Source organism: Allorhizobium sp. nf9_anc (genome assembly GCF_056323085.1).
The window spans coordinates 3,482,736-3,501,906 of the sequence record NZ_CM150481.1 but is presented as its reverse complement, the minus strand read 5'-3'; the positions used below and the strand labels follow the sequence as shown (position 1 = coordinate 3,501,906).

Below are 19,171 nucleotides of genomic sequence, written 5' to 3'. Positions count from 1 at the left end.
AGCCGTGACATAAAACTTTCAAGTCGCTGTCACGGAGCACGCCTAATGGAGCCCTCACCGCAACAACCGGTGGAGAGGATCTATCCCATGATCAAGAAGATTTCCCTGGCCGCTCTGGCCCTGACCATGACCGCATCGACGACGCTTGCCGCGACCAACATCACCTGGTGGCACGGTATGGGCGGCCGCAACGGCGAAGTGATCAACGAGATCGCCCAGAAGTTCAACGCTGCCCAGGCCGAATGCGTCCTGACGCCCGTTTCCAAGGGCTCGTACGAAGAAGCTCTGTCGTCCGGCATCGCCGCCTTCCGTTCGGGCGAACAGCCGAACATCCTGCAGGTCTTCGATGCCGGTGCTGCTACCATCATCAATGCCAAGGGCGCGACGATTGCTGCCGAAGACCTCCTGAAGGACAACGGTTTCGAGTTCAACCGCGAAGCCTTCATCGAAGGCGTCCGCTACTTCTACGCTGACTCGGACGGCAAGTTCGTCGGCATGCCGTTCAATTCCTCGGCTCCGATCATGTACATCAACGACGAAGCCCTGAAGAAGGCCGGCGTCGAAGCGCCGAAGACCTGGGAAGAATTCGAAGCCATTGCTCCGAAGCTCAAGGAAGCCGGCTTCATCCCGCTCGTCCAGTCGCAGCTGACCTGGCAGTTCACCGAGAACTTCTTCTCGCGCAACAACCTCCAGTTCGCTTCGAACAACAACGGCTATGACAGCATCGTCGACACGACGATCAACGTCACCGACGAAAACCACGTCATGATGTATGACAAGCTGAAGGCCTGGTACGATCAGGGCCTGTTCGGCTACTACGGCGCTGCCTGGAACGACAACCAGAAGGTCTTCGAAGAAGGCAAGGCTGCTCTCTGGATCGGTTCTTCGGGCTCCTTCGGTGGCCTGCAGAAGACCGCCACCATGCCCTTCTCGGCAACCTTCCTGCCTTACTGGAACTCGATCGAAGGCGCTGGCGTCCACTCCTTCATCGGTGGCGCTGCCCTCTTCGCAATGGCTGGCAAGTCGGCTGAGGAAAACAAGTGCTCGGCCTCCTTCTTCAACTTCCTGACCTCGACCGAAGTCCAGAAGTTCTACCACCAGGCCACCGGCTACGTTGCTATCACCAACGCTGCTTACGAGCTGTCGAAGTCGGAAGGCTACTACAACGAAAAGCCGGCTGCCGAAGTTGGTATCCAGCAGCTGCAGCTGCCGACCGCCGAGTGGAACAAGGGCTATCGCCTGGGCTTCTACCCGCAGATCCGCGCCGTGATGGAACGCGAATACAACCGCCTCTTCGCCGGTGAGACCACGGCCAAGGACGCCATGGAAACGATCAAGAAGGAAGCCGACGAGCTTCTCGCCCGCTTCGCCAAGACGGCTGGCTGATCATTTCTGAAACTTGATTGGGACCCGGGGGCGACAAGCCCCCGGGACTTGCATTGAGAGGGCTCCATGAAGCGCGTCCAGTTCAACTCGCGATACCTGCCATATCTGTTCCTGCTGCCGCAGTTCGCGATCATTTCGATCTTCTTCTACTGGCCCTCGATGCAGGCGATCACCTCGTCCTTCTATATCGAGGATCCCTTCGGCTTCGGTTCGAGCTTCGTCGGCGCCGACAATTACACGGATGCGCTCACCTCGCCGGAATATCAGCGGATCGCCCGCTTCACGATCGGCTATAGCCTGATCGTTACCTTTCTCGCTTTGTCGATCGGCATGCTGCTCGCCTTGAAGGCCGATGCAGTGATCCGCGGCAAGTCGGCCTACAAGACGCTGCTGATTGTCGTCTATGCGATTGCCCCGCCGGTCGCCGGCCTCATCGGCATGATGCTGTTCGATCAGCATATCGGCCCCTTCGTGAAGTTCGCTGCCCTCTTCGGCTGGGAGATGAAGGTCGGCCTCAACTATTTCGACACGGCCTTCGCCATGGTCGCGGTCGCGGTCTGGAACCAGATCCCCTATAACTTCATTTTCTTCCTCTCAGGGCTACAGGGCATACCGGCCTCGATCCGCGAGGCGGCCGCCATCGACTGCAAGTCGGGCACGCGCCGCTTCTGGACGGTCATCCTGCCGCTGCTCACCCCGACGGCCTTCTTCCTGCTGGTCATCAACATGACCTATTCGCTCTTCGACACCTTCGGCGTCATCGACGTCATCGTGAAGGACAAGGCGGCGAACAACCCGATCACGCTGGTCTACAAGGTCTATCTCGACGGCTTCCGCGGCAATGACCTCGGCTCGTCCTCGGCCCAGTCGGTCATCCTGATGCTGGTCGTCCTGGTGCTGACCATGATCCAGTTCCGCTTCATCGAACGCCGCGTCCATTACGGTTGAGGAGAGCGCCATGTACCGCACCAAATTCTTCGACCACCTGATCCTGATCGCGGGCGTGATCTTCATGCTCGGGCCGCTGGTCGTCGCCTTCACCACCTCGACCCATTCGGCCGCTGAGATCCATACGAACGGCCTGATGCTCTCGATCGGCGATGATTTCGCCACGACCTATGACAAGGTCCTTTTCAAGTCCGGCGGCTTCACTGGCCAGGTAACCGGGCTCACCATGGCGATGAACTCGCTGATCCTGGGCTTGGGCTTCGCGATCGGCAAGATCGTGCTCTCGATGCTCGCGGCCTATGCCATCGTCTATTTCCGCTTCCGCTTTGCCACACTCGCCTTCTGGCTGATCTTCACCACGCTGCTCCTGCCGCTCGAAGTGCGCATTATGCCGACCTACAAGGTCATGAGCGAACTCTCGCTCCTGAACAGCTACCAGGGCCTGATTCTGCCGCTTCTGGCGTCTGCCACCGGCACCTTCTTCTTCCGCCAGTTCTTCAAGTCGGTGCCGGACGAACTGCTGGAGGCGGCCCGCATCGACGGTGCCGGTCCGTTCAAGTTCTTCATCGATATCCTGTTGCCGCTCTCGCGCACCATGATCGCCGCCGTCTTCATCATCATGTTCGTCTATGGCTGGAACCAGTATCTCTGGCCCATGCTGATGACCACGGACGAGGGCTTCTACACCCTGATGCGCGGCATCAAGCAGATCCTGCAGGTCTGGGTCGGCTCGCAGATCCCCGATTACAACGAAGCCTTTGCCATGGCCGTGCTCGCACTCCTGCCCCCCGTTATCGTGGTGGTGGTGTTCCAGAGCTGGTTCATCAAGGGCCTCACCGAAACCGACAAGTAAAGGGAGTGCCGACCATGGCGTCCATCGACATCACCGAGGTCTCCAAGATCTACGACAAGGGCGGCGCTAAGGCTGTCGATACCGTCGACATCCAGATCGAGGACGGCGAGTTCATCGTGCTGGTCGGCCCCTCCGGCTGCGGCAAGTCCACGCTTCTGCGCATGGTCGCCGGCCTGGAAGCGATCTCGCAGGGCACGATCTCGATCGGCGACCGCGTGGTCAACGAGGTCGAGCCCGCGGATCGCGACATCGCCATGGTCTTCCAGAACTATGCGCTTTATCCGCATATGACCGTCTACGACAATCTGGCCTACGGCCTGAAGAACCGCGGCACGCCGAAGACAGAAATCGCAGCCCGCGTGGCGGAAGCCGCCAAGATGCTGGAGATCGAGAAATATCTTGATCGCAAGCCGCGCGCTCTCTCGGGCGGCCAGCGCCAGCGCGTCGCCATGGGCCGCGCCATCGTCCGCAAGCCGGCGGTCTTCCTCTTCGACGAGCCGCTGTCGAACCTCGACGCCAAGCTGCGTGTCACGATGCGCGGCGAAATCCGCAAGCTGCAGAAGCGGCTGAAGACCACCGCGATCTACGTCACCCACGACCAGCTGGAAGCCATGACGCTGGCCGATCGCCTTGTGGTCCTGAACGGCGGTCGCATCGAGCAGATCGGCACGCCACTTGAAGTCTACAACCGCCCTGCCTCCACGTTTGTCGCAAGCTTCATCGGCTCGCCAGCCATGAACCTCGTTGAAGGCCACATCGACGGAGCCGAGCTCGCAATCGGCGACGCACGCATTCCCTTGAGCGGTGCCTGGCCTCAGGGCGAGGTCCGAGTCGGTATCAGGGCGGAAGATCTGGTCGTCGCCAGCGAAAACGACACGATGTTCGACCTCGCGATCGACTACGTCGAAGAGCTGGGTGCCCAGCGTCTGGTCCATGGCCTGGTCGGCAATCAGCCTCTGACCGCCGTTCTCGGCTCCAACGTTCCGCTCGGTGATCGTCTGCCCCTGCGCATTGCGCCGCAGCGTCTGCACTTCTTCGCGCTCGACACCGGTCGACGCCTTGAAGCCATTGCACGCGATGGCGCTGCCGAGACCGCAGTGGCCGAGCGAAGCCCGGTCCTGGCCTGATCAGATCCGAAGCATTTTAGCGATCGGGAACACGCGTCCTTAGAAGCTTGCTGCTAACGTCCGCAGCGACTTTTAAGGGGGAAATGATGGCTCTGAAGCTTCTTCTGGCGGGAATGGCGAGCGTGGCGCTGGCGGCGCCGAACCGCCGTGGCGACGCCCAGCCGCCCGTGATCGCCGCCAACGGTGATCATCTGGCATTCAAGGCTGCACCGATCAATCCGGACTGGATCATCCGCGGCACCCCGCTCGCCCGCATTGGCGAGCATTCACAAAGCGGCGACGAGGCGAGCCTGACGGCCGTCTGGGATTGCACCGCTGGCGAGTTCCGCTGGTTCTTCGGCTGGGACGAGACCGTGGTCATCCAGGAGGGCGAGGTGAACGTCACCGCCGAGGACGGCGTTCAGCGTCTGCTGAAGGCCGGCGACATCGCCTATTTCCGCCAGGGCACCTGGTCCACCTGGCGGGTGGACACTTACGTCCGCAAGGTTGCCTTCCTGCGCAAACCCTTCCCCGAGCCGCTGGCCACGCTCTACCGCATCCGCAATGCGCTGCGGCGCGGCAAATATTCGGCACTCTGATCTGAAGGCTCCTTCAGCAAAATTGAGGCCGCGCGGCGTTGCTATCGCCCGCCGCACGGCCTAAATCTCCGAGACTTCCGAACGGAGACAGACCACATGGCGAAGATTACCAATGTCGCGGTCCAGATGGACCATGTATCCACGATCAACATCGCGGGCGACTCCACCTTCGCCATGAGCCTGGAGGCCCAGGCACGCGGCTACAAGCTGTTCCACTACACGCCCGACAGACTCTCGATGCGCGATGGCAAGGTCTTTGCCACCGTCGAGCCGATGGAACTGCGCGACGTCAAGGGCGACCACTTCACCCTCGGCGCGCCCGAGCGCATCGATCTCTCGACGATGGATGTCATCCTGCTGCGTCAGGACCCGCCCTTCGACATGGCCTATATCACCGCGACGCATCTGCTTGAGCGCATTCACCCGAAGACGCTCGTCGTCAACGATCCGGCCTGGGTGCGCAATTCACCGGAGAAGATCTTCGTCACCGAATTTGCCGACCTGATGCCGCCCACCCTGATCACCAGGGACCCGGCCGAGATCGCGCGCTTCCGGGAAGAGCAGGGCGACATCATCCTCAAGCCGCTCTACGGCAATGGTGGCGCTGGCGTCTTCCACTCGACCCGCGACGATCGCAACTTCTCCTCGCTGATGGAAATGTTCGGCCAGATGTTCCGCGAACCCTTCATCGCTCAAGGCTATCTGCCGGCGGTGCGCAAGGGCGACAAGCGCATCATCCTCGTCGATGGCGAACCTGTCGGCGCGATCAACCGCGTGCCCGCCGAACACGATGCCCGCTCCAACATGCATGCCGGCGGAAGGCCCGAGCCGACAGAGCTGACGGCACGCGAGCGGGAGATCTGCGCCCGCATCGGCCCAGCGCTTCGCGAACGCGGCTTCCTGCTCGTCGGCATCGACGTCATCGGCGATTACATGACCGAGATCAACGTCACCTCGCCGACCGGATTGCGGGAAGTAAAGAAGTTCGGCGGCGCCGACATCGCAGCCCTTCTCTGGGATGCGATCGAGCGCAAGCGCGCCTAACGCTCTGAATCCTCTTTGGAAGTACAGCGGTTGTTCCGGTTGCTCAACCGGATGCAACCGCACGCCTATCTGAAGATGCGTATGTTCCGCAAATGTTCTTGCGCTCCAATGCCTCTTATGCGAGATTGTTCCTGTCGCCACACGCAATATGAAGTTGCATTGGCGACTAAAGGTCGATCGGCGAGGGCGGGCGATGGTAGCGCGTATCAGTACGGTTGCATTCCAGGGCATCGAGGGCGTGCCCGTCGAGGTTCAGGTCATGGTTGCGCCCGGCAAGACCGGCATGCAGATCGTCGGCCTGCCTGACAAGGCGGTGGCGGAAAGCCGCGAGCGTGTTCAGGCGGCGCTGCACGCCTCGGGCCTTGCCCTGCCGGCCAAGCGGGTCACCGTCAATCTCGCACCGGCGGACCTTCCCAAGGAAGGCTCGCATTTCGACCTGCCCATCGCGCTGGGCCTCATGGCTGCCCTCGGCGCGATCCCGGGCGATGCATTGTCCGGCTATCTGGTCATCGGTGAGCTCAATCTCGACGGCACCATCGCGCCGATTGCGGGCGCCTTGCCTGCTGCCATCAGCGCCAATGCCATGGACAAGGGGCTGATCTGCCCGGGCGACAGCGGCGCGGAAGCCGCCTGGGCCGGCAGCGAGATCGATATCCTCGCCCCGCGCAGCCTGATCGCGCTGGCCAACCATTTTCGTGGAACCCAGGTGCTGTCCCGGCCCGAGCCCTCGATCCGGGCGCTTCCAGCCAATCTGCCTGATCTTGCCGATATCAAAGGCCAGGAAAGCGCCAAGCGCGCGCTGGAGGTCGCAGCTGCTGGTGGCCACAACCTGCTTTTCGTTGGCCCTCCCGGTTCGGGCAAGTCGATGCTGGCCGCGCGCCTGCCCTCGATCCTGCCGCCGCTGTCGGCGCCCGAACTGCTCGAAGTCTCGATGATCCATTCGATTGCTGGCCAGCTCTCCGGCGGCAAGCTGTCGGACCGCCGTCCCTTCCGGACGCCGCATCATTCCGCCACCATGGCGGCCCTGGTCGGCGGCGGACTCAGGGCCAAACCCGGCGAAGCATCGCTCGCCCACCACGGCATCCTCTTCCTCGACGAACTGCCGGAATTCGCGCCGCCCGTGCTGGATGCTCTCCGCCAGCCGCTTGAAACCGGCGAATGCATCATCGCCCGGGCCAATCACCGTGTGTCCTACCCCTCCGATTTCCAGCTGGTCGCGGCCATGAACCCCTGCCGCTGCGGCATGGCGGGGGAGCCCGGACATGTCTGCGCCCGCGGCTTGCGCTGCCAGACCGAATATCAGGGCCGCATTTCCGGCCCGTTGATGGACCGCATCGACATCAGGATCGACGTCCCGGCGGTCTCGGCGACGGACCTGATCAAGCCGCGCGCAGCCGAAAGCAGCGCCGATGTGGCGAAACGCGTGGCGGCTGCCCGTGCCCGCCAGCGGGATCGGTTCGAGCGGCTCGGTCTCACCTTCAGCACCAATGCCCGCTGCTCGACGGCGCTGATCGAGACGCTGGCCGAGCCGGATGCCTCCGGGCTGCAGCTTCTGCGCGATGCGGCCGAGAAATTCCGCTTCTCGGCGCGCGGCTATCACCGGGTGCTGAAGGTCGCCCGCACATTGGCCGATCTCGATGGCGTGGAGACGCTGGGGCGCATTCACCTGGCCGAGGCCATCTCCTATCGTATCGCTTCCGAACGCCTCGCGGCGGCGGCATGACGGCGGCTGCATGAAGGCCGCGAAGTGCAGGGCCCGGCGTTTGTCAGTGCTGGTCTGAGGGTGGTTCGGCAGTCGGGCGCAACATGTCGACCGGCAGCGTCAGGCGGATCACGGCGCCGGTTTCGGGATAGCTGATCTCGGTCTGTCCGCGCACGCCGGCGATCACGCGCTTCATCAAGGTGGAGCCGAACCCGCCCGCACCGGCGAGCGGCGGGGTGGGAACCGGACCGCCGCTTTCGCGCCAGGTGATCACGAGTTGCTCGTCGGCATCCGGACGAGCGTCGATCGACCAGGCGAGATCGACATGACCGCTAGCTACGCTGAGAGCGCCGTATTTGGCAGCATTGGTTCCGAGCTCATGCAGGATGAGGCTCAAGACAACCACGGTCTGGCCGCCGATCGGAACACGCGGGCCGCTCGCGTCGAACCGGGCGGTGCCGACGATGGCGAAAGGTTCTAGCGCCTGGAAGACGACACTCTGCAGCGAGGCGTCCTCGCCTTCGCGCAGGCCCCGTAGCAGAAGGTTCGAGCGGCCGAGTGCGGCCAGCCGGTCGCGCAGCCGTGCGGCGAGTTCATCGGCGCTGGAGGCGTTCTTCAGGGAGAGGCTGATGATCGCGTTGATCGTGGCGAAAATGTTCTTGAGCCGGTGATCAAGCTCCTGCGCCATCACCTCTTGCTGCTCGGCCAGCCGCTGGATTTCCTCGCGTGTGTCGATTTCCTGCCGATAGGCCCGGGTCACGAGATAGATCATCGTCAGTTCGGTGGTGACAACGAAGAGATAGAGACCCATGGCAAGCCGTGTGCCCATGGAAAAGTCGAACCGCCCTGGGCTGATGAAGAAATACCAGGCGGACAGACCCGACAGGATGGCAACGAGCACCCCCTGGCGCAGTCCAAAGACGAAGCCGCAGATGATTACCGCAGGGAAGAAGGTGAGGAAGGGAAAGCCGGCCGGTAGGACGGGATCGAACCACGCGCGGACAGCAAGCGCCACCGCAAAGACGATCAGGCTTGCCACATAGGTGGCAATCAGGCCGCCGGCCGACAGTTGCTCCTTGACGGAAGCGAAGGCAGGCAGCCGGTGAAGAAGTGCGCGCATGGACCCCCGGGGAGAACTTGAAAAACTAAATCAATTTTTTGTGAGGCAATCTAACCGGGGAAAGAGACGCCCGCAATAGAGGAAGCGCCGGACGACCGCCGGCGCTTCCCTTGATAACTTACTCGCCGAGGCCTGCAAATAGGGCGGTCGAGAGATACCGTTCGGCGAAAGACGGGATGATCACAACGATCGTTTTGCCGGCGTTTTCCTCGCGCTGCCCGACCTTGATCGCGGCGGTCAGAGCTGCGCCGGAGGAGATGCCGACCGGCACGCCTTCGAGCCGCGCGACGAGCCGTGCGTTTTCAAAGGCCTCGTCATTGGTCACGGTGACCACTTCGTCATAGACATGAGTATCCAGGATGGCAGGCGCAAAGCCCGCGCCGATCCCCTGGATCTTGTGCGGTCCCGGATTGCCGCCTGACAGAACCGGGCTGTCGGCCGGCTCGACCGCGATGATCTTGATCTCCGGCTTGCGGCTCTTCAGAACCTGGCCTGTGCCGGTGATCGTCCCGCCGGTGCCGATGCCGGAGACGAGGAAGTCGATCGTGCCCTCGGTGTCGTTCCAGATCTCCTCGGCCGTGGTCTTGCGGTGGATTTCCGGATTGGCCGGGTTCTCGAATTGCTGTGGGATAACGGCATCCGGCGTCGTCTCGGCCAGTTCCTGAGCCTTGGCGATCGCGCCCTTCATGCCCTTGGCGCCCTCTGTCAGCACCAGTTCGGCGCCAAGCAGCGCCAGCATCTTGCGGCGCTCGATCGACATGGTCTCGGGCATGGTGAGGATCAGGCGATAGCCCTTGGCTGCGGCCGCGAATGCAAGCGCAATGCCGGTGTTGCCGGACGTGGGCTCGATCAGCACGGTCTTGCCGGGCACGATCTTGCCCTGGGCTTCCAGGCTTTCGATCATCGCCACGCCGATGCGATCCTTGACCGAGGCGATCGGATTGAAGAATTCGAGCTTCGCCAGCAGATGCGCCTTCACGCCCTTTTCCTTGGCCAGCTTGTCGAGGCGCACGATCGGGGTGTCGCCGATCGTCTCAGTGATCGAGCCATAGACGCGTCCGCGACCGGGTTTCTTCTGCTCAGTCATGTGTCTCTCCCTGATGATTTGGTTGGCGTGAGCTTACGCCCGGTGCCCCGTGCATTCCAGCATAGCCATGCCGCGGCGAGCGGCATCCTTGGAAAAATCTGCTCCGCCGCCGGCCCGTTCTTGACCCTTCAGGAGAAAAGCGCCCGCGGTCGGTTTGTTGCATGCCTTGAAAACTCAGGCGGCGCGCGCCGCGATATAGGCCGCCGTGCCGGCCAGGATGCCCGCTGCGCTCCGGTTCAGAACCTTCAGCGCCTCAGGGCGCTTGAGCAGTCCACGCGCCTGGGCCGCCAGCAGGATGTAAGGCAGGAGCACCGCCATCAGCACGATGAAGGTCAGCCCGACGAGCAGGATGTAATCGGCAAGCCCGATCGCCTCGAGCGGAATGAGTGTCGGCACCAGCGCGACATAGAAGAGCATGGTCTTCGGATTGCCGAGCGTCACCAGCAGGCCGGACAGGAAGGAAAGCGCCGGGCGCATCGCCTTCTGCGCCTTGATGTCCTGGGGAACGAGGCCCGCAGTCCATAGCTTCCAGGCGACATAGACGAGATAGGCCGCGCCGAGGAACTTCAGAATGATGAAGGGTGTGACGAATGTCTTGGCCAGCACCGAGAGACCGAGGATGACGGCGGTCAGATAGACGAGATCGCCGAGGATCAGCCCGAGCCCCATGAAGAAGGTCGGGCGGAAACCGGAGCCCAGCGCACGCGCCACGATCGCCGTCATGCCGGGGCCTGGAATGGCAGCCGCAATGAAGAGGGCGCCGCAATAGGCGATGATGGTCGTCAGTGTCATGGGGGCTCCTCCTCGCCCATTCCTAATCTCGGGCGGAAAGACTTGCAACGGTGACACGATCGCGATTGCGGCTCTCAGCCGGTTGCCGTTAGGAGGCATCAATCGCCGTGAGGAAACGATGTCATGCCAAGCCTCCCCGCATTCCTTGCCTTCAGCCTGATCTGCCTTGGTATGGTCCTCACGCCCGGGCCGAACATGATCTATCTGGTGTCCCGGTCTATCTGCCAGGGCCCCATGGCAGGCCTCATTTCGTTGGGCGGCGTGGCTCTCGGCTTTGTCGTCTACATGCTTCTCACAGCCTTCGGCATCACCGTCCTGCTGCTCGCCGTTCCCTTCGCCTTCGAGGTTCTGAAATTCTGTGGCGCGCTTTATCTCGGATGGCTCGCCTGGCAAGTGCTGAGGCCTGGTGGGCGCTCGCCCTTCCAGGTGCGTGATCTGCCTGCCGACAGTCCCCGCAAGCTCTTTGTCATGGGGCTTGTCACCAACCTGCTGAACCCCAAAGTCGCGATACTCTACATGTCGCTTCTGCCGCAGTTCATCGATCCAGCGCGCGGCAGTGTGCTGCTCCAGTCGCTGGTTTTGGGCTTTACGCAAATTATCATCGGCGTGACGGGCAATGGCCTGATTGCCCTCTCAGCCGGCACCATCGCGCTTTTTCTCGCCGGCCGCCCGTTCTGGATGGTGGTGCAACGCTGGTTGATGGGCACGGTGCTGGCGGCTCTCGCGATCCGCATGGTGACGGAGGCACAGCGCTGAATATCCGGAACAGGCCGCTCTTCAGAAATCCGCCAGCGGCGAGAGCATGAAGGGCCGAGCCAGGGACGTGAGGTCCAGGCCCTTTACCATGAGCACACAGTCGCCTTGATGCGGTGTTGCCACACCGTCCCAACCGAGCCGATCTACGGGGAAGAATACCTCTGCCCGCTCAAAATGCGCCCCGAGGCTCGCCACGATATGGCCGAGCTGTGGGATCTGGCGTGCCGCGACATCCAGGATCTGCAGCGACGTTTCCCCCTGGGGCTTCCAGGCGATGACCGCATCGTCTTCTTTCAGCAGGCTCAGCCGGATGTCCGGATCGAAGTGGGCATTGAGCAGGAACATCTCCTTTTGCCGCACGACAGAGAAGATCTCCGAGACGGGTTGCCGAGCCTCGAGCACCACCTGCACGCTCTCGAGATCCGCCTCTTGCTTCAGGTCGAGGTCTCGCGCCATGAGCACGGCCAAGTCAGCATGTGGAACGGCACCATGAAATCGGAACTGCGGCACGGTCCGGAAGCCGTAGGGTTCATAAAGCCCTGGCTTGTCCGTCAGCAGTATCCCGGCTTCGAAGCCTTCGCGTTCCGCCCAGTCGAAGGCCCTCTGCATCAAGGCCCGGTATAGCCCTTGTCCGCGATAGTCCGGCCGCACGGCGCCAGACTGGTAGCCAGCGGCCCGAACCACCCGTCCATTGACGAAGAGCGGCATCGAGAAGGCCGAGAAATTCGCAACACACTGTCCTGACGGATCAAAGTAGCCAAACGGCATGGATGTGGGATCAGGTCCGCCCAGGGCCATCTGGAGAGAGATGTCGATGCCGAAGATATCCTGGAGCAGATCCGCGAGCGCCTGAAACGCCGCGGGATCTCCTAAGTAGCCTTCCCGCAGCGCGAGCGTTTCCGGCATGGGCGCCCTCACACCCCCGTCGAGCCAAACCCGCCGGCACCCCGCGCCGTGTCGGATGTCTCCGTCACCTCGGCCACCCTGACCTGGGTCACCGGCGCAATCACCACCTGCGCGATGCGCATGCCACGGGTGATCAAGAAATCCTCTTGGCCGAGATTGATCAGGAGCACCTTCACCTCGCCGCGATAGTCGCTGTCGATGGTGCCGGGTGTGTTGAGGCAGGTCACGCCGTTTTTGAAGGCAAGGCCGGAGCGCGGCCGGATCTGCGCCTCGAAACCTTGAGGGATTTCCATGACGAAGCCCGTCGGCACCAGCGCCCGCGCACCCGGTACAAGTGTCATTGGCTCTTCGTCTCCGACCGCCGCGCGCAGATCCATGCCGGCTGCCCCCGCCGTCTCGTAAGCCGGCACGTCGAGGCTCGCGCCATGCGGCAGTCGCTTCAGGTTCAGGACGGGGCCGAGGATTTCGGGGCTGATGGAGGACATGGCGAGATTCCTTTGTTGACCGCGCTCAATTGCATATTGGCCCTCGAAACGCTAGATAACCGCCCGACCACAAGGAATTCCTGAGATATGGCTGAAACGCTCGCCGAGGCGGTCTCCCGCCGCCGCACCTTTGCTATTATCGCGCACCCGGACGCGGGTAAGACGACGCTGACCGAAAAGCTGCTGCTGTTCGGCGGCGCCATCCAGCTCGCCGGTGAAGTGAAAGCCAAGAAGGATCGCATCCAGACCCGCTCGGACTGGATGAAGATCGAGCGCGAGCGCGGCATCTCGGTTGTCACCTCGGTCATGACTTTCGAATATGAAGGCAATGTCTTCAACATCCTCGATACGCCCGGTCACGAAGACTTCGCCGACGACACCTATCGCACGCTGACCGCCGTCGACGCCGCCGTCATGGTCATCGACGCCGCCAAGGGTATCGAGCCGCGGACCTTGAAGCTGTTCGAAGTCTGCCGCATGCGCGACATTCCGATCATCACCTTCGTCAACAAGATGGACCGCGAAAGTCGGGATATCTTCGAGATCCTTGACGAGGTCGAAGAGAAGCTTGCGCTCGATACGGCCCCGATCACCTGGCCGGTCGGCCGCTCCAAGAGCTTCTGCGGCTCCTACAATCTGGTCGAAAACACCTTCCGTGGCTCCGACAAGCAGGTCGAGGCGCTCGCCGTCAACAGCCCGAGAAACGTGGCTGAAAACCTGCCGGAAAACGAACGCGCCACCTTTATCGACGAGCTGGAACTGGCGCAGGAAGCCTGCCGACCCTTCGATCACAAGGCCTTCCTCGAAGGCCACATGACGCCGGTCTTCTTCGGCTCCGCTTTGCGCAATTTCGGTGTGCGCGATCTGATCAATGCGCTGGGTGCCTATGCGCCCCCGCCGCGCGACCAGGTGGCCGATACGCGCACCGTCCACGCGGCGGAAGACAAGATGACGGCCTTCGTTTTCAAGATCCAGGCCAACATGGATCCCAACCACCGCGACCGCATCGCCTTTGCCCGCATCTGCTCAGGGAAACTGGAGCGCGGCATGAAGGCCCGCCTGGCCCGGACCGGCAAGCAGATGGGCCTGACGGCACCGCAGTTCTTCTTTGCCTCCCAGCGCCAGCTGGCCGACACCGCCTTCGCCGGCGATGTCGTCGGCATTCCGAACCACGGGACGCTCCGCATCGGCGACACGTTGACCGAAGGCGAGAACCTCGTCTTCCAGGGCGTGCCCAACTTCTCGCCGGAAATTCTTCGCCGCGTGCGGCTGGAAGATGCGATGAAGGCGAAGAAGCTGAAGGAAGCCCTGCAGCAGATGGCAGAAGAAGGCGTCGTGCAGCTCTTCTCGCCGGAAGACGGCTCGCCCGCCATCGTCGGCGTCGTCGGCGCGCTGCAGCTCGACGTGTTGAAGGAACGCCTCCAGGGCGAATACGGCCTGCCGGTTTCCTTCGAAATGTCGCGCTTCTCCGTCTGCCGCTGGATCTCGGCCGAGAACAAGGACGATCTGGAAAAGTTCATGACCCAGCGCCGCGGCGACATCTGCCGGGATCTCGACGGCGACCCGGTCTTCATGGCGCAGGACCAGTTCTCGCTGCGCTACGAGTCCGAGCGCTACCCGGCAATCAAGATGGTTGCCATCAAGGAATATCACGTCGCCAAGGCGGCGTGACCAAGCCGTAATCTGCCCAGAAGTGGTCCGAATCCCTGCGGATTTTGGCCGGATACTGACCTTTGCTGTTCGCCTCGGCGTGATACTGTTCATACAACTTCAAATCTTGTGTGGGCGGTCGTTGCGACCGGGGCGTTTTGTTCAAGACATTTTCTCGTAAGGCCCGCCTGCGGGCGCTTTTGACATCGGCAAGCATCCTGCCTTTCCTGACAGGTGCAGCACAGGCCGGCTCGGTCAGCTGGACTGGCGCAACCTCGACTGACTGGTTCACGGGCAGCAACTGGGAATGGGGCACCGGTGCACCGGTGGCTGGCGATGATGCACGCATCGGCCAGATGGGCGTCGTGATCAATGGTCAGGATGCGGCGGCAGAAAACCTCTTCGTCGGCATTGTGTCTGCCGGTGGCCTCACCGTTCAGAACGGGCTCAACACCACCAACACGACCCTCGGTTACAACAGCGGTTCGTCTGGCACGATCACGGTCAGCGGCAACCTCGGGGAATGGGCCAATACGGGTTCCACCTATATCGGCAACAATGGGACCGGCACCGTCAACGTGCTGACCCAGGGCGAATTTCTCGGCGGCGTCGTCTATCTCGGCGCAGGCTTCACAGGAGAGGGCACGCTCAACGTCTCGAACCAGAGCCGTTTCGAAGCGACGAGTTTCTATATCGGCTATGCAGGAGACGGCACGTTCACCCTGGAGCAGGCCGCCACGGCAACGACGGGGCGCACGGTCATCGCGGACGGCATCGGCTCCTCGGGCAGTGCCACGGTCGCGACCTTGTCGCAGTGGACGCTCTCAAATGCTCTGACGATTGGTGGCGATGGTGTCGGCACCCTGCTGATCAAGGAAGGCGCCGATGTATCCGGAACGGCGGCCTATATCGGGAGTGGGGCGGGTACTGACGGCAGCAGCGTCACGGTCACGGGTGCAGGGACCACATGGGTCAACACCGGAGAGCTCTTCGTCGGCTCCTTCGGTGACGCCACACTGGACATTCTCGCGGGTGCCACGGTGTCGAATGGCAGTGCTGTCATCGGCCGCCACTCGACGTCCTCTGTCACCGTCAGCGGCACGGACTCCAGCTGGACCACTGGTGCCCTCCTTGTTGGTGGCGATCGCTCCGACACGTCCAGTTCGGTCGCAGGCAACGGAACCTTGGATATCCTCGCCGGCGCGACCGTCAACGGCACCTCTGCAATCCTGGGCGACAGCACACGGTCGGAAGGCACGGTCAATGTCGACGGAACGGGCTCGCTCTGGAACCTTTCCGACCGCATCAGCGTCGGCGGGCTGGGCGAAGGCACCGTCAACATTACCAATGGCGGCAAGATCACCTCGACCGGTGGCCTCATCGGCCACGATGCCTCCGGATCCGGCCTCGTCACGATCTCCGGCGACGGCAGCCTCTGGCAGAACACCGGTGTCTTCTTCGTCGGCAATGTCGGTGATGGTACGCTCCAGCTTCTGACCGGCGGCGACCTGACGAGTACAGACGGTTATGTCGGCACGGACAACGGCTCTAACAGCGAAGCCACAGTGAATGGCACGGGTTCGAGCTGGGTCATGAGCGGCGACCTTATCGTCGGTCATAGCAACCTGTCAGAAGGCTCGGTGACGATCTCGGCAGGTGGCCGGATTCAAAACCTGCAGGGTATTCTCGGCAATCTGGCAGGAGCCGATGGCGAGATGCTCGTCACCGGCAATGGTTCACGCTGGACCGTTTCGAGCGACCTGAATGTTGGCCGTTTCGGAAATGGTGCGATGACCATCGCCCTGGGCGGCGACGTGACTTCGCTGCGCAGTCTCATCGGCAATGAAGCCGGATCGACAGGTACCGCCACGGTTTCAGGCAATGGCTCGACCTGGGCCACCACCGGGGACCTCCTGATCGGCAACGCGGGCACTGGCACGCTGATTGTCACGGGCGGCGGTTTCGTCTCCGCAGACGAGATCAAGATTGCCCGGCAGGCTGGTTCCACAGGCACGTTCATCATCGGCGCAGCCCTTGGGCAGACGGCGGGCGGCAGTGCCAGTTTCGATGTCAACGAAATCGATTTTGGCAACGGTACGGGCAAGCTCGTTTTCAATTTCGGCGGTGATGATGTTTCCTTCGACGCGCGCATCGAAGGAACCGGCGAGATCGCTGTGGCCAATGGCACGGTCATCTACGAAGGCAATGGCAGCGCTTTCACCGGCGATACGAATATCAGCGGCGGCACGCTAAACCTCGTCAACGCCACGCTTGGCGGCACACTCTCCGTCTCCGGCTGGGGAACGCTGAGCGGGACGGGCACGGTGGGGGAGACCACGGTCTCCAGTGGTGCCACGGTCACCCCCGGGGGCTCCGGCGTCGGAACCCTGACGGTCGACGGCAATCTGGTCTTCGACGCGGGCGCGAGCTATGAGGTCGACGTCAACACCTCGACCGGCGCCAGCGACCTCTTGCATGCCACGGGCACGGCAACCCTCACCGGAGGCTCCGTTCTGCATGTAGGGCCCTCCAGCGGTTATGCGGCCAACCAGTCCTATGTCATTCTCTCAGCCGATGGCGGCCTGACCGGAACCTTCGACACGGTCGATACGGATTACAGCTTCCTTGATGCCGCGCTCGGCTACGATGCGAATGATGTGACGATGACACTGACCCGCAATGCGACCGACTTCGCCGATATCGCGCAATCGACGAACCAGTCTGCGACGGCAGGCGCAATCGAGAGCCTGGGCTCGGGCAATGCGGTCTACGACGCGGTTGTCGTCCTGGACGATGACGCGGCCTCGACGGCCTTCCAGCAGCTTTCCGGCGAAGTCCATGGCCAGAGCGTCAGTGCGAGCTTGGATAATAGCGGCCTGATCCGCAGTTTGGGCGGCAATCGCATGCGCTCCGCCTTCGGTTCCGTTGGCGCCGGCCAAACCAATGTCGTCTCCCTCGGCAGCACCACGGGTGGCAATACCGCTGCGCTGGCCTATGGCGAAGAAAAGGCGAAGACCCCGGCAGAACTGGCGGCAGAGTCGATCCTGGTGACGCCGGAAAAGGCCGGCCCCGTTGCCTGGGCCGAAGCCTATGGCGGCTGGGGCAAGAGCTTCGGCGAGAACGGCGATGCCGATCTCTCAAACTCGATCGGCGGCATAGCCTTCGGCATCGACACAGTGCTGGCCGACACCACTTGGCGCCTCGGCATTCTCGGCGGTTACGGCGCGGCATCCTTCGAGCTGAGCGACGGTCTGTCGAGCGGCGACAGCGATGATTTCGATATCGGGATCTATGGCGGCAACCAGTGGGGTGCGCTCGCATTTCGCTTCGGTGCGCTTTACAAGCACCAGCAGGTCTCGACCGAACGCACGGTCGATTTTGGCGGCTTCACCGACCAGCTCTCGGCGGACTACGGGACGAACACCGCACAGGCCTTTGCGGAGCTGGGCTATGAGATCAAGGTCCAGGACGTGCGCCTGGAGCCCTTCGCAAACCTCGCCCAGGTCCACATGCACACGCCCGCTTTCACCGAAGAAGGTGGTGCCGCCTCCCTGTCGCGCGCGGCGAGCGACATGAACCTCACCTTCACCAATATCGGTCTCCGGGCCGGGACCGAGGTGGCGCTGGCCGGCGTGAATGCAACAGTCCGGGGGGCTGCCGGATGGCAGCATGCTTTTGGCGATACGGAAACGGCCTCGACCCTGTCCTTTTCCGGTGGCAGCGATTTCGTCACCTCCAGCAAGACGGTCGCGGAAAACAGCCTCGTCCTGCAGGCCGGCATCGACATGCCCATCGCCCCGATGACGACGATCGGCCTGGATTTCGACGGCAGCTACAGCAACCGTGGCAATGCGCAATCCGTCAAACTGAATTTTCAGAAGCAGTTCTGATGAGAGTGCGACCAGTGCGGGGCGGCTGAGCGCCCCGCGTTTCCCCTCAGCGCGCAGGCCCGATCCGCAGCCCCTGCGAAGCGTGGAAATCGACGCGCAGATGCTCATAGCTGGCGATGGTCGGATGAGAGGTTTCGAGCGGATGGGCATGGGTGGCCGTGATGACGGCGACATCGGCCCCCGCAGCCTCTCCAGCCCTGACGCCGGCCAGCACATCCTCGAACACCAGGCAGCGGGAAGGATCGAAACCCAGCCGCTCGGCCCCAAGGCGATAGCCGGCGGGATCGGGCTTACCGATCTTCACGTCTTCCGCTGTAACGATCTGGAGTGGCTGCGGCAGGCCGGCAGCGCCAATGCGCGCGCGGGCGAGGGCAGATGGTGCCGAGGTCACGATCGCCCAGCGCTCGGCCGGCAGGCTCTGAAGGAAGGCGATGGCGCCCGGGATTGGAACGATGCCCTCGAGATCCTCGATCTCGCCGCGCTCCACTTCAAGGGCCTCCTGCACCACATCGATGCCGGGCAGGTTCAGCGCGCTGATCGTGTCGACCCCGCGCTTGCCATGCATGCTCGGCAGGAAGGTTTGGAGATCAAGCCCATGCTTGAGCGCCCAGCGGCTCCAGACGCGCTCGGCCGCGGCGATGGAGTTGAGCAGCGTGCCGTCCATATCGAAGAGGAAGGCGTCATAGAAGCGGTCGAAAAGCCGGTCGGGGGAATGATGCAAGGCCTGGATCCTTTGGTCGAACGCACGTTGAGGCTCCCGTACCGGCTCTGAACCCGGCCTGCAAACACTTAATCGGGATAGGCCGGGATGACAGGTGACAGGGCCTTCTCTCTGCCCTAGTCTTTG

At 62.6% G+C, this 19,171-nt stretch carries 16 protein-coding genes; 10 read left to right on the top strand and 6 right to left on the bottom strand.

Annotation, left to right across the window (positions count from 1 at the left end; translation table 11 throughout):
- The first annotated feature begins 87 nt into the window (after positions 1–87).
- From AC02Y0_RS17060 to AC02Y0_RS17030, 7 genes are all read left to right on the top strand, one after another.
- Entirely contained in the window at positions 88–1,386 is a 1,299-nt protein-coding gene (locus AC02Y0_RS17060; RefSeq protein ID WP_476380043.1) for an extracellular solute-binding protein, read from the top strand.
- A gap of 66 nt (positions 1,387–1,452) precedes the next feature.
- A complete protein-coding gene (locus AC02Y0_RS17055) occupies positions 1,453–2,334 on the top strand; it encodes an ABC transporter permease subunit (protein ID WP_444558544.1) in 882 nt (293 codons plus the stop codon).
- 10 nt (positions 2,335–2,344) lie between these two features.
- Positions 2,345–3,187 (top strand): sn-glycerol-3-phosphate ABC transporter permease UgpE, encoded by an 843-nt coding sequence (gene ugpE / locus AC02Y0_RS17050; protein WP_112247368.1) that lies wholly within the window; start codon positions 2,345–2,347, stop codon positions 3,185–3,187.
- 14 nt (positions 3,188–3,201) lie between these two features.
- Positions 3,202–4,314, top strand: coding sequence for a sn-glycerol-3-phosphate import ATP-binding protein UgpC (locus AC02Y0_RS17045; protein ID WP_476380042.1), 1,113 nt, complete (start codon positions 3,202–3,204; stop codon positions 4,312–4,314).
- An 86-nt stretch (positions 4,315–4,400) separates the two neighbouring features.
- A complete protein-coding gene (locus tag AC02Y0_RS17040; protein WP_476380041.1) occupies positions 4,401–4,892 on the top strand; it encodes a cupin domain-containing protein in 492 nt (163 codons plus the stop codon).
- Positions 4,893–4,988: 96 nt separating this feature from the next.
- Positions 4,989–5,936 (top strand): glutathione synthase, encoded by a 948-nt coding sequence (gshB, locus tag AC02Y0_RS17035; protein ID WP_476380040.1) that lies wholly within the window; start codon positions 4,989–4,991, stop codon positions 5,934–5,936.
- Between the two features lie 193 nt (positions 5,937–6,129).
- Positions 6,130–7,659 (top strand): YifB family Mg chelatase-like AAA ATPase, encoded by a 1,530-nt coding sequence (locus tag AC02Y0_RS17030; RefSeq protein WP_476380039.1) that lies wholly within the window; start codon positions 6,130–6,132, stop codon positions 7,657–7,659.
- Between the two features lie 43 nt (positions 7,660–7,702).
- On the opposite strand, the gene AC02Y0_RS17025 is transcribed toward AC02Y0_RS17030, so the two are convergent.
- The 3 genes from AC02Y0_RS17025 to AC02Y0_RS17015 form a co-directional block, all read right to left on the bottom strand.
- Positions 7,703–8,758 carry an HWE histidine kinase domain-containing protein gene (locus AC02Y0_RS17025; RefSeq protein ID WP_476380038.1) on the bottom strand — a complete coding sequence of 352 codons (1,056 nt, stop codon included), beginning with the start codon at positions 8,756–8,758 and terminating at the stop codon, positions 7,703–7,705.
- 118 nt (positions 8,759–8,876) lie between these two features.
- Positions 8,877–9,845: a cysteine synthase A gene (gene cysK, locus AC02Y0_RS17020; protein WP_476380037.1), complete on the bottom strand. Its 969-nt coding sequence runs from the start codon at positions 9,843–9,845 to the stop codon at positions 8,877–8,879.
- A gap of 174 nt (positions 9,846–10,019) precedes the next feature.
- The gene (locus AC02Y0_RS17015) at positions 10,020–10,637 is read right to left on the bottom strand and encodes a LysE family translocator (RefSeq protein ID WP_102020731.1); all 618 of its coding nucleotides are present in this window, start codon (positions 10,635–10,637) and stop codon (positions 10,020–10,022) included.
- Positions 10,638–10,760: 123 nt separating this feature from the next.
- On the opposite strand from AC02Y0_RS17015, the gene AC02Y0_RS17010 reads away from it, so the two are divergent.
- Positions 10,761–11,393, top strand: a complete 633-nt coding sequence (locus tag AC02Y0_RS17010; RefSeq protein ID WP_476380036.1) for a LysE family translocator — start codon at positions 10,761–10,763, stop codon at positions 11,391–11,393.
- 21 nt (positions 11,394–11,414) lie between these two features.
- On the opposite strand, the gene AC02Y0_RS17005 is transcribed toward AC02Y0_RS17010, so the two are convergent.
- Complete coding sequence (locus tag AC02Y0_RS17005; protein ID WP_476380035.1) at positions 11,415–12,299, bottom strand: GNAT family N-acetyltransferase; 885 nt, start codon at positions 12,297–12,299, stop codon at positions 11,415–11,417.
- Positions 12,300–12,307: 8 nt separating this feature from the next.
- Positions 12,308–12,784 (bottom strand): dUTP diphosphatase, encoded by a 477-nt coding sequence (gene dut / locus AC02Y0_RS17000; protein ID WP_476380034.1) that lies wholly within the window; start codon positions 12,782–12,784, stop codon positions 12,308–12,310.
- A gap of 87 nt (positions 12,785–12,871) precedes the next feature.
- On the opposite strand from dut, the gene AC02Y0_RS16995 reads away from it, so the two are divergent.
- Positions 12,872–14,455, top strand: a complete 1,584-nt coding sequence (locus AC02Y0_RS16995; RefSeq protein ID WP_476380033.1) for a peptide chain release factor 3 — start codon at positions 12,872–12,874, stop codon at positions 14,453–14,455.
- Positions 14,456–14,592: 137 nt separating this feature from the next.
- Positions 14,593–18,324 carry an autotransporter domain-containing protein gene (locus AC02Y0_RS16990; RefSeq protein ID WP_476380032.1) on the top strand — a complete coding sequence of 1,244 codons (3,732 nt, stop codon included), beginning with the start codon at positions 14,593–14,595 and terminating at the stop codon, positions 18,322–18,324.
- 46 nt (positions 18,325–18,370) lie between these two features.
- Here the strand turns inward: AC02Y0_RS16990 and AC02Y0_RS16985 are convergent, their stop codons facing one another.
- Positions 18,371–18,988, bottom strand: coding sequence for an HAD-IA family hydrolase (locus AC02Y0_RS16985; protein WP_476384065.1), 618 nt, complete (start codon positions 18,986–18,988; stop codon positions 18,371–18,373).
- Positions 18,989–19,171 lie beyond the last annotated feature (183 nt).

Coding starts and splice junctions, on each gene's coding strand:
- AC02Y0_RS17005 (WP_476380035.1), bottom strand. CDS start 12,299: ATGCCGGAAACGCTCGCGCTGCGGGAAGGCTACTTAGGAGATCCCGCG.
- AC02Y0_RS17025 (WP_476380038.1), bottom strand. CDS start 8,758: ATGCGCGCACTTCTTCACCGGCTGCCTGCCTTCGCTTCCGTCAAGGAG.
- AC02Y0_RS17015 (WP_102020731.1), bottom strand. CDS start 10,637: ATGACACTGACGACCATCATCGCCTATTGCGGCGCCCTCTTCATTGCG.
- cysK (WP_476380037.1), bottom strand. CDS start 9,845: ATGACTGAGCAGAAGAAACCCGGTCGCGGACGCGTCTATGGCTCGATC.
- AC02Y0_RS17060 (WP_476380043.1), top strand. CDS start 88: ATGATCAAGAAGATTTCCCTGGCCGCTCTGGCCCTGACCATGACCGCA.
- AC02Y0_RS17030 (WP_476380039.1), top strand. CDS start 6,130: ATGGTAGCGCGTATCAGTACGGTTGCATTCCAGGGCATCGAGGGCGTG.
- AC02Y0_RS16985 (WP_476384065.1), bottom strand. CDS start 18,988: ATGGACGGCACGCTGCTCAACTCCATCGCCGCGGCCGAGCGCGTCTGG.
- ugpE (WP_112247368.1), top strand. CDS start 2,345: ATGTACCGCACCAAATTCTTCGACCACCTGATCCTGATCGCGGGCGTG.
- AC02Y0_RS16995 (WP_476380033.1), top strand. CDS start 12,872: ATGGCTGAAACGCTCGCCGAGGCGGTCTCCCGCCGCCGCACCTTTGCT.
- gshB (WP_476380040.1), top strand. CDS start 4,989: ATGGCGAAGATTACCAATGTCGCGGTCCAGATGGACCATGTATCCACG.
- AC02Y0_RS17040 (WP_476380041.1), top strand. CDS start 4,401: ATGGCTCTGAAGCTTCTTCTGGCGGGAATGGCGAGCGTGGCGCTGGCG.
- AC02Y0_RS17045 (WP_476380042.1), top strand. CDS start 3,202: ATGGCGTCCATCGACATCACCGAGGTCTCCAAGATCTACGACAAGGGC.
- dut (WP_476380034.1), bottom strand. CDS start 12,784: ATGTCCTCCATCAGCCCCGAAATCCTCGGCCCCGTCCTGAACCTGAAG.
- AC02Y0_RS17010 (WP_476380036.1), top strand. CDS start 10,761: ATGCCAAGCCTCCCCGCATTCCTTGCCTTCAGCCTGATCTGCCTTGGT.
- AC02Y0_RS17055 (WP_444558544.1), top strand. CDS start 1,453: ATGAAGCGCGTCCAGTTCAACTCGCGATACCTGCCATATCTGTTCCTG.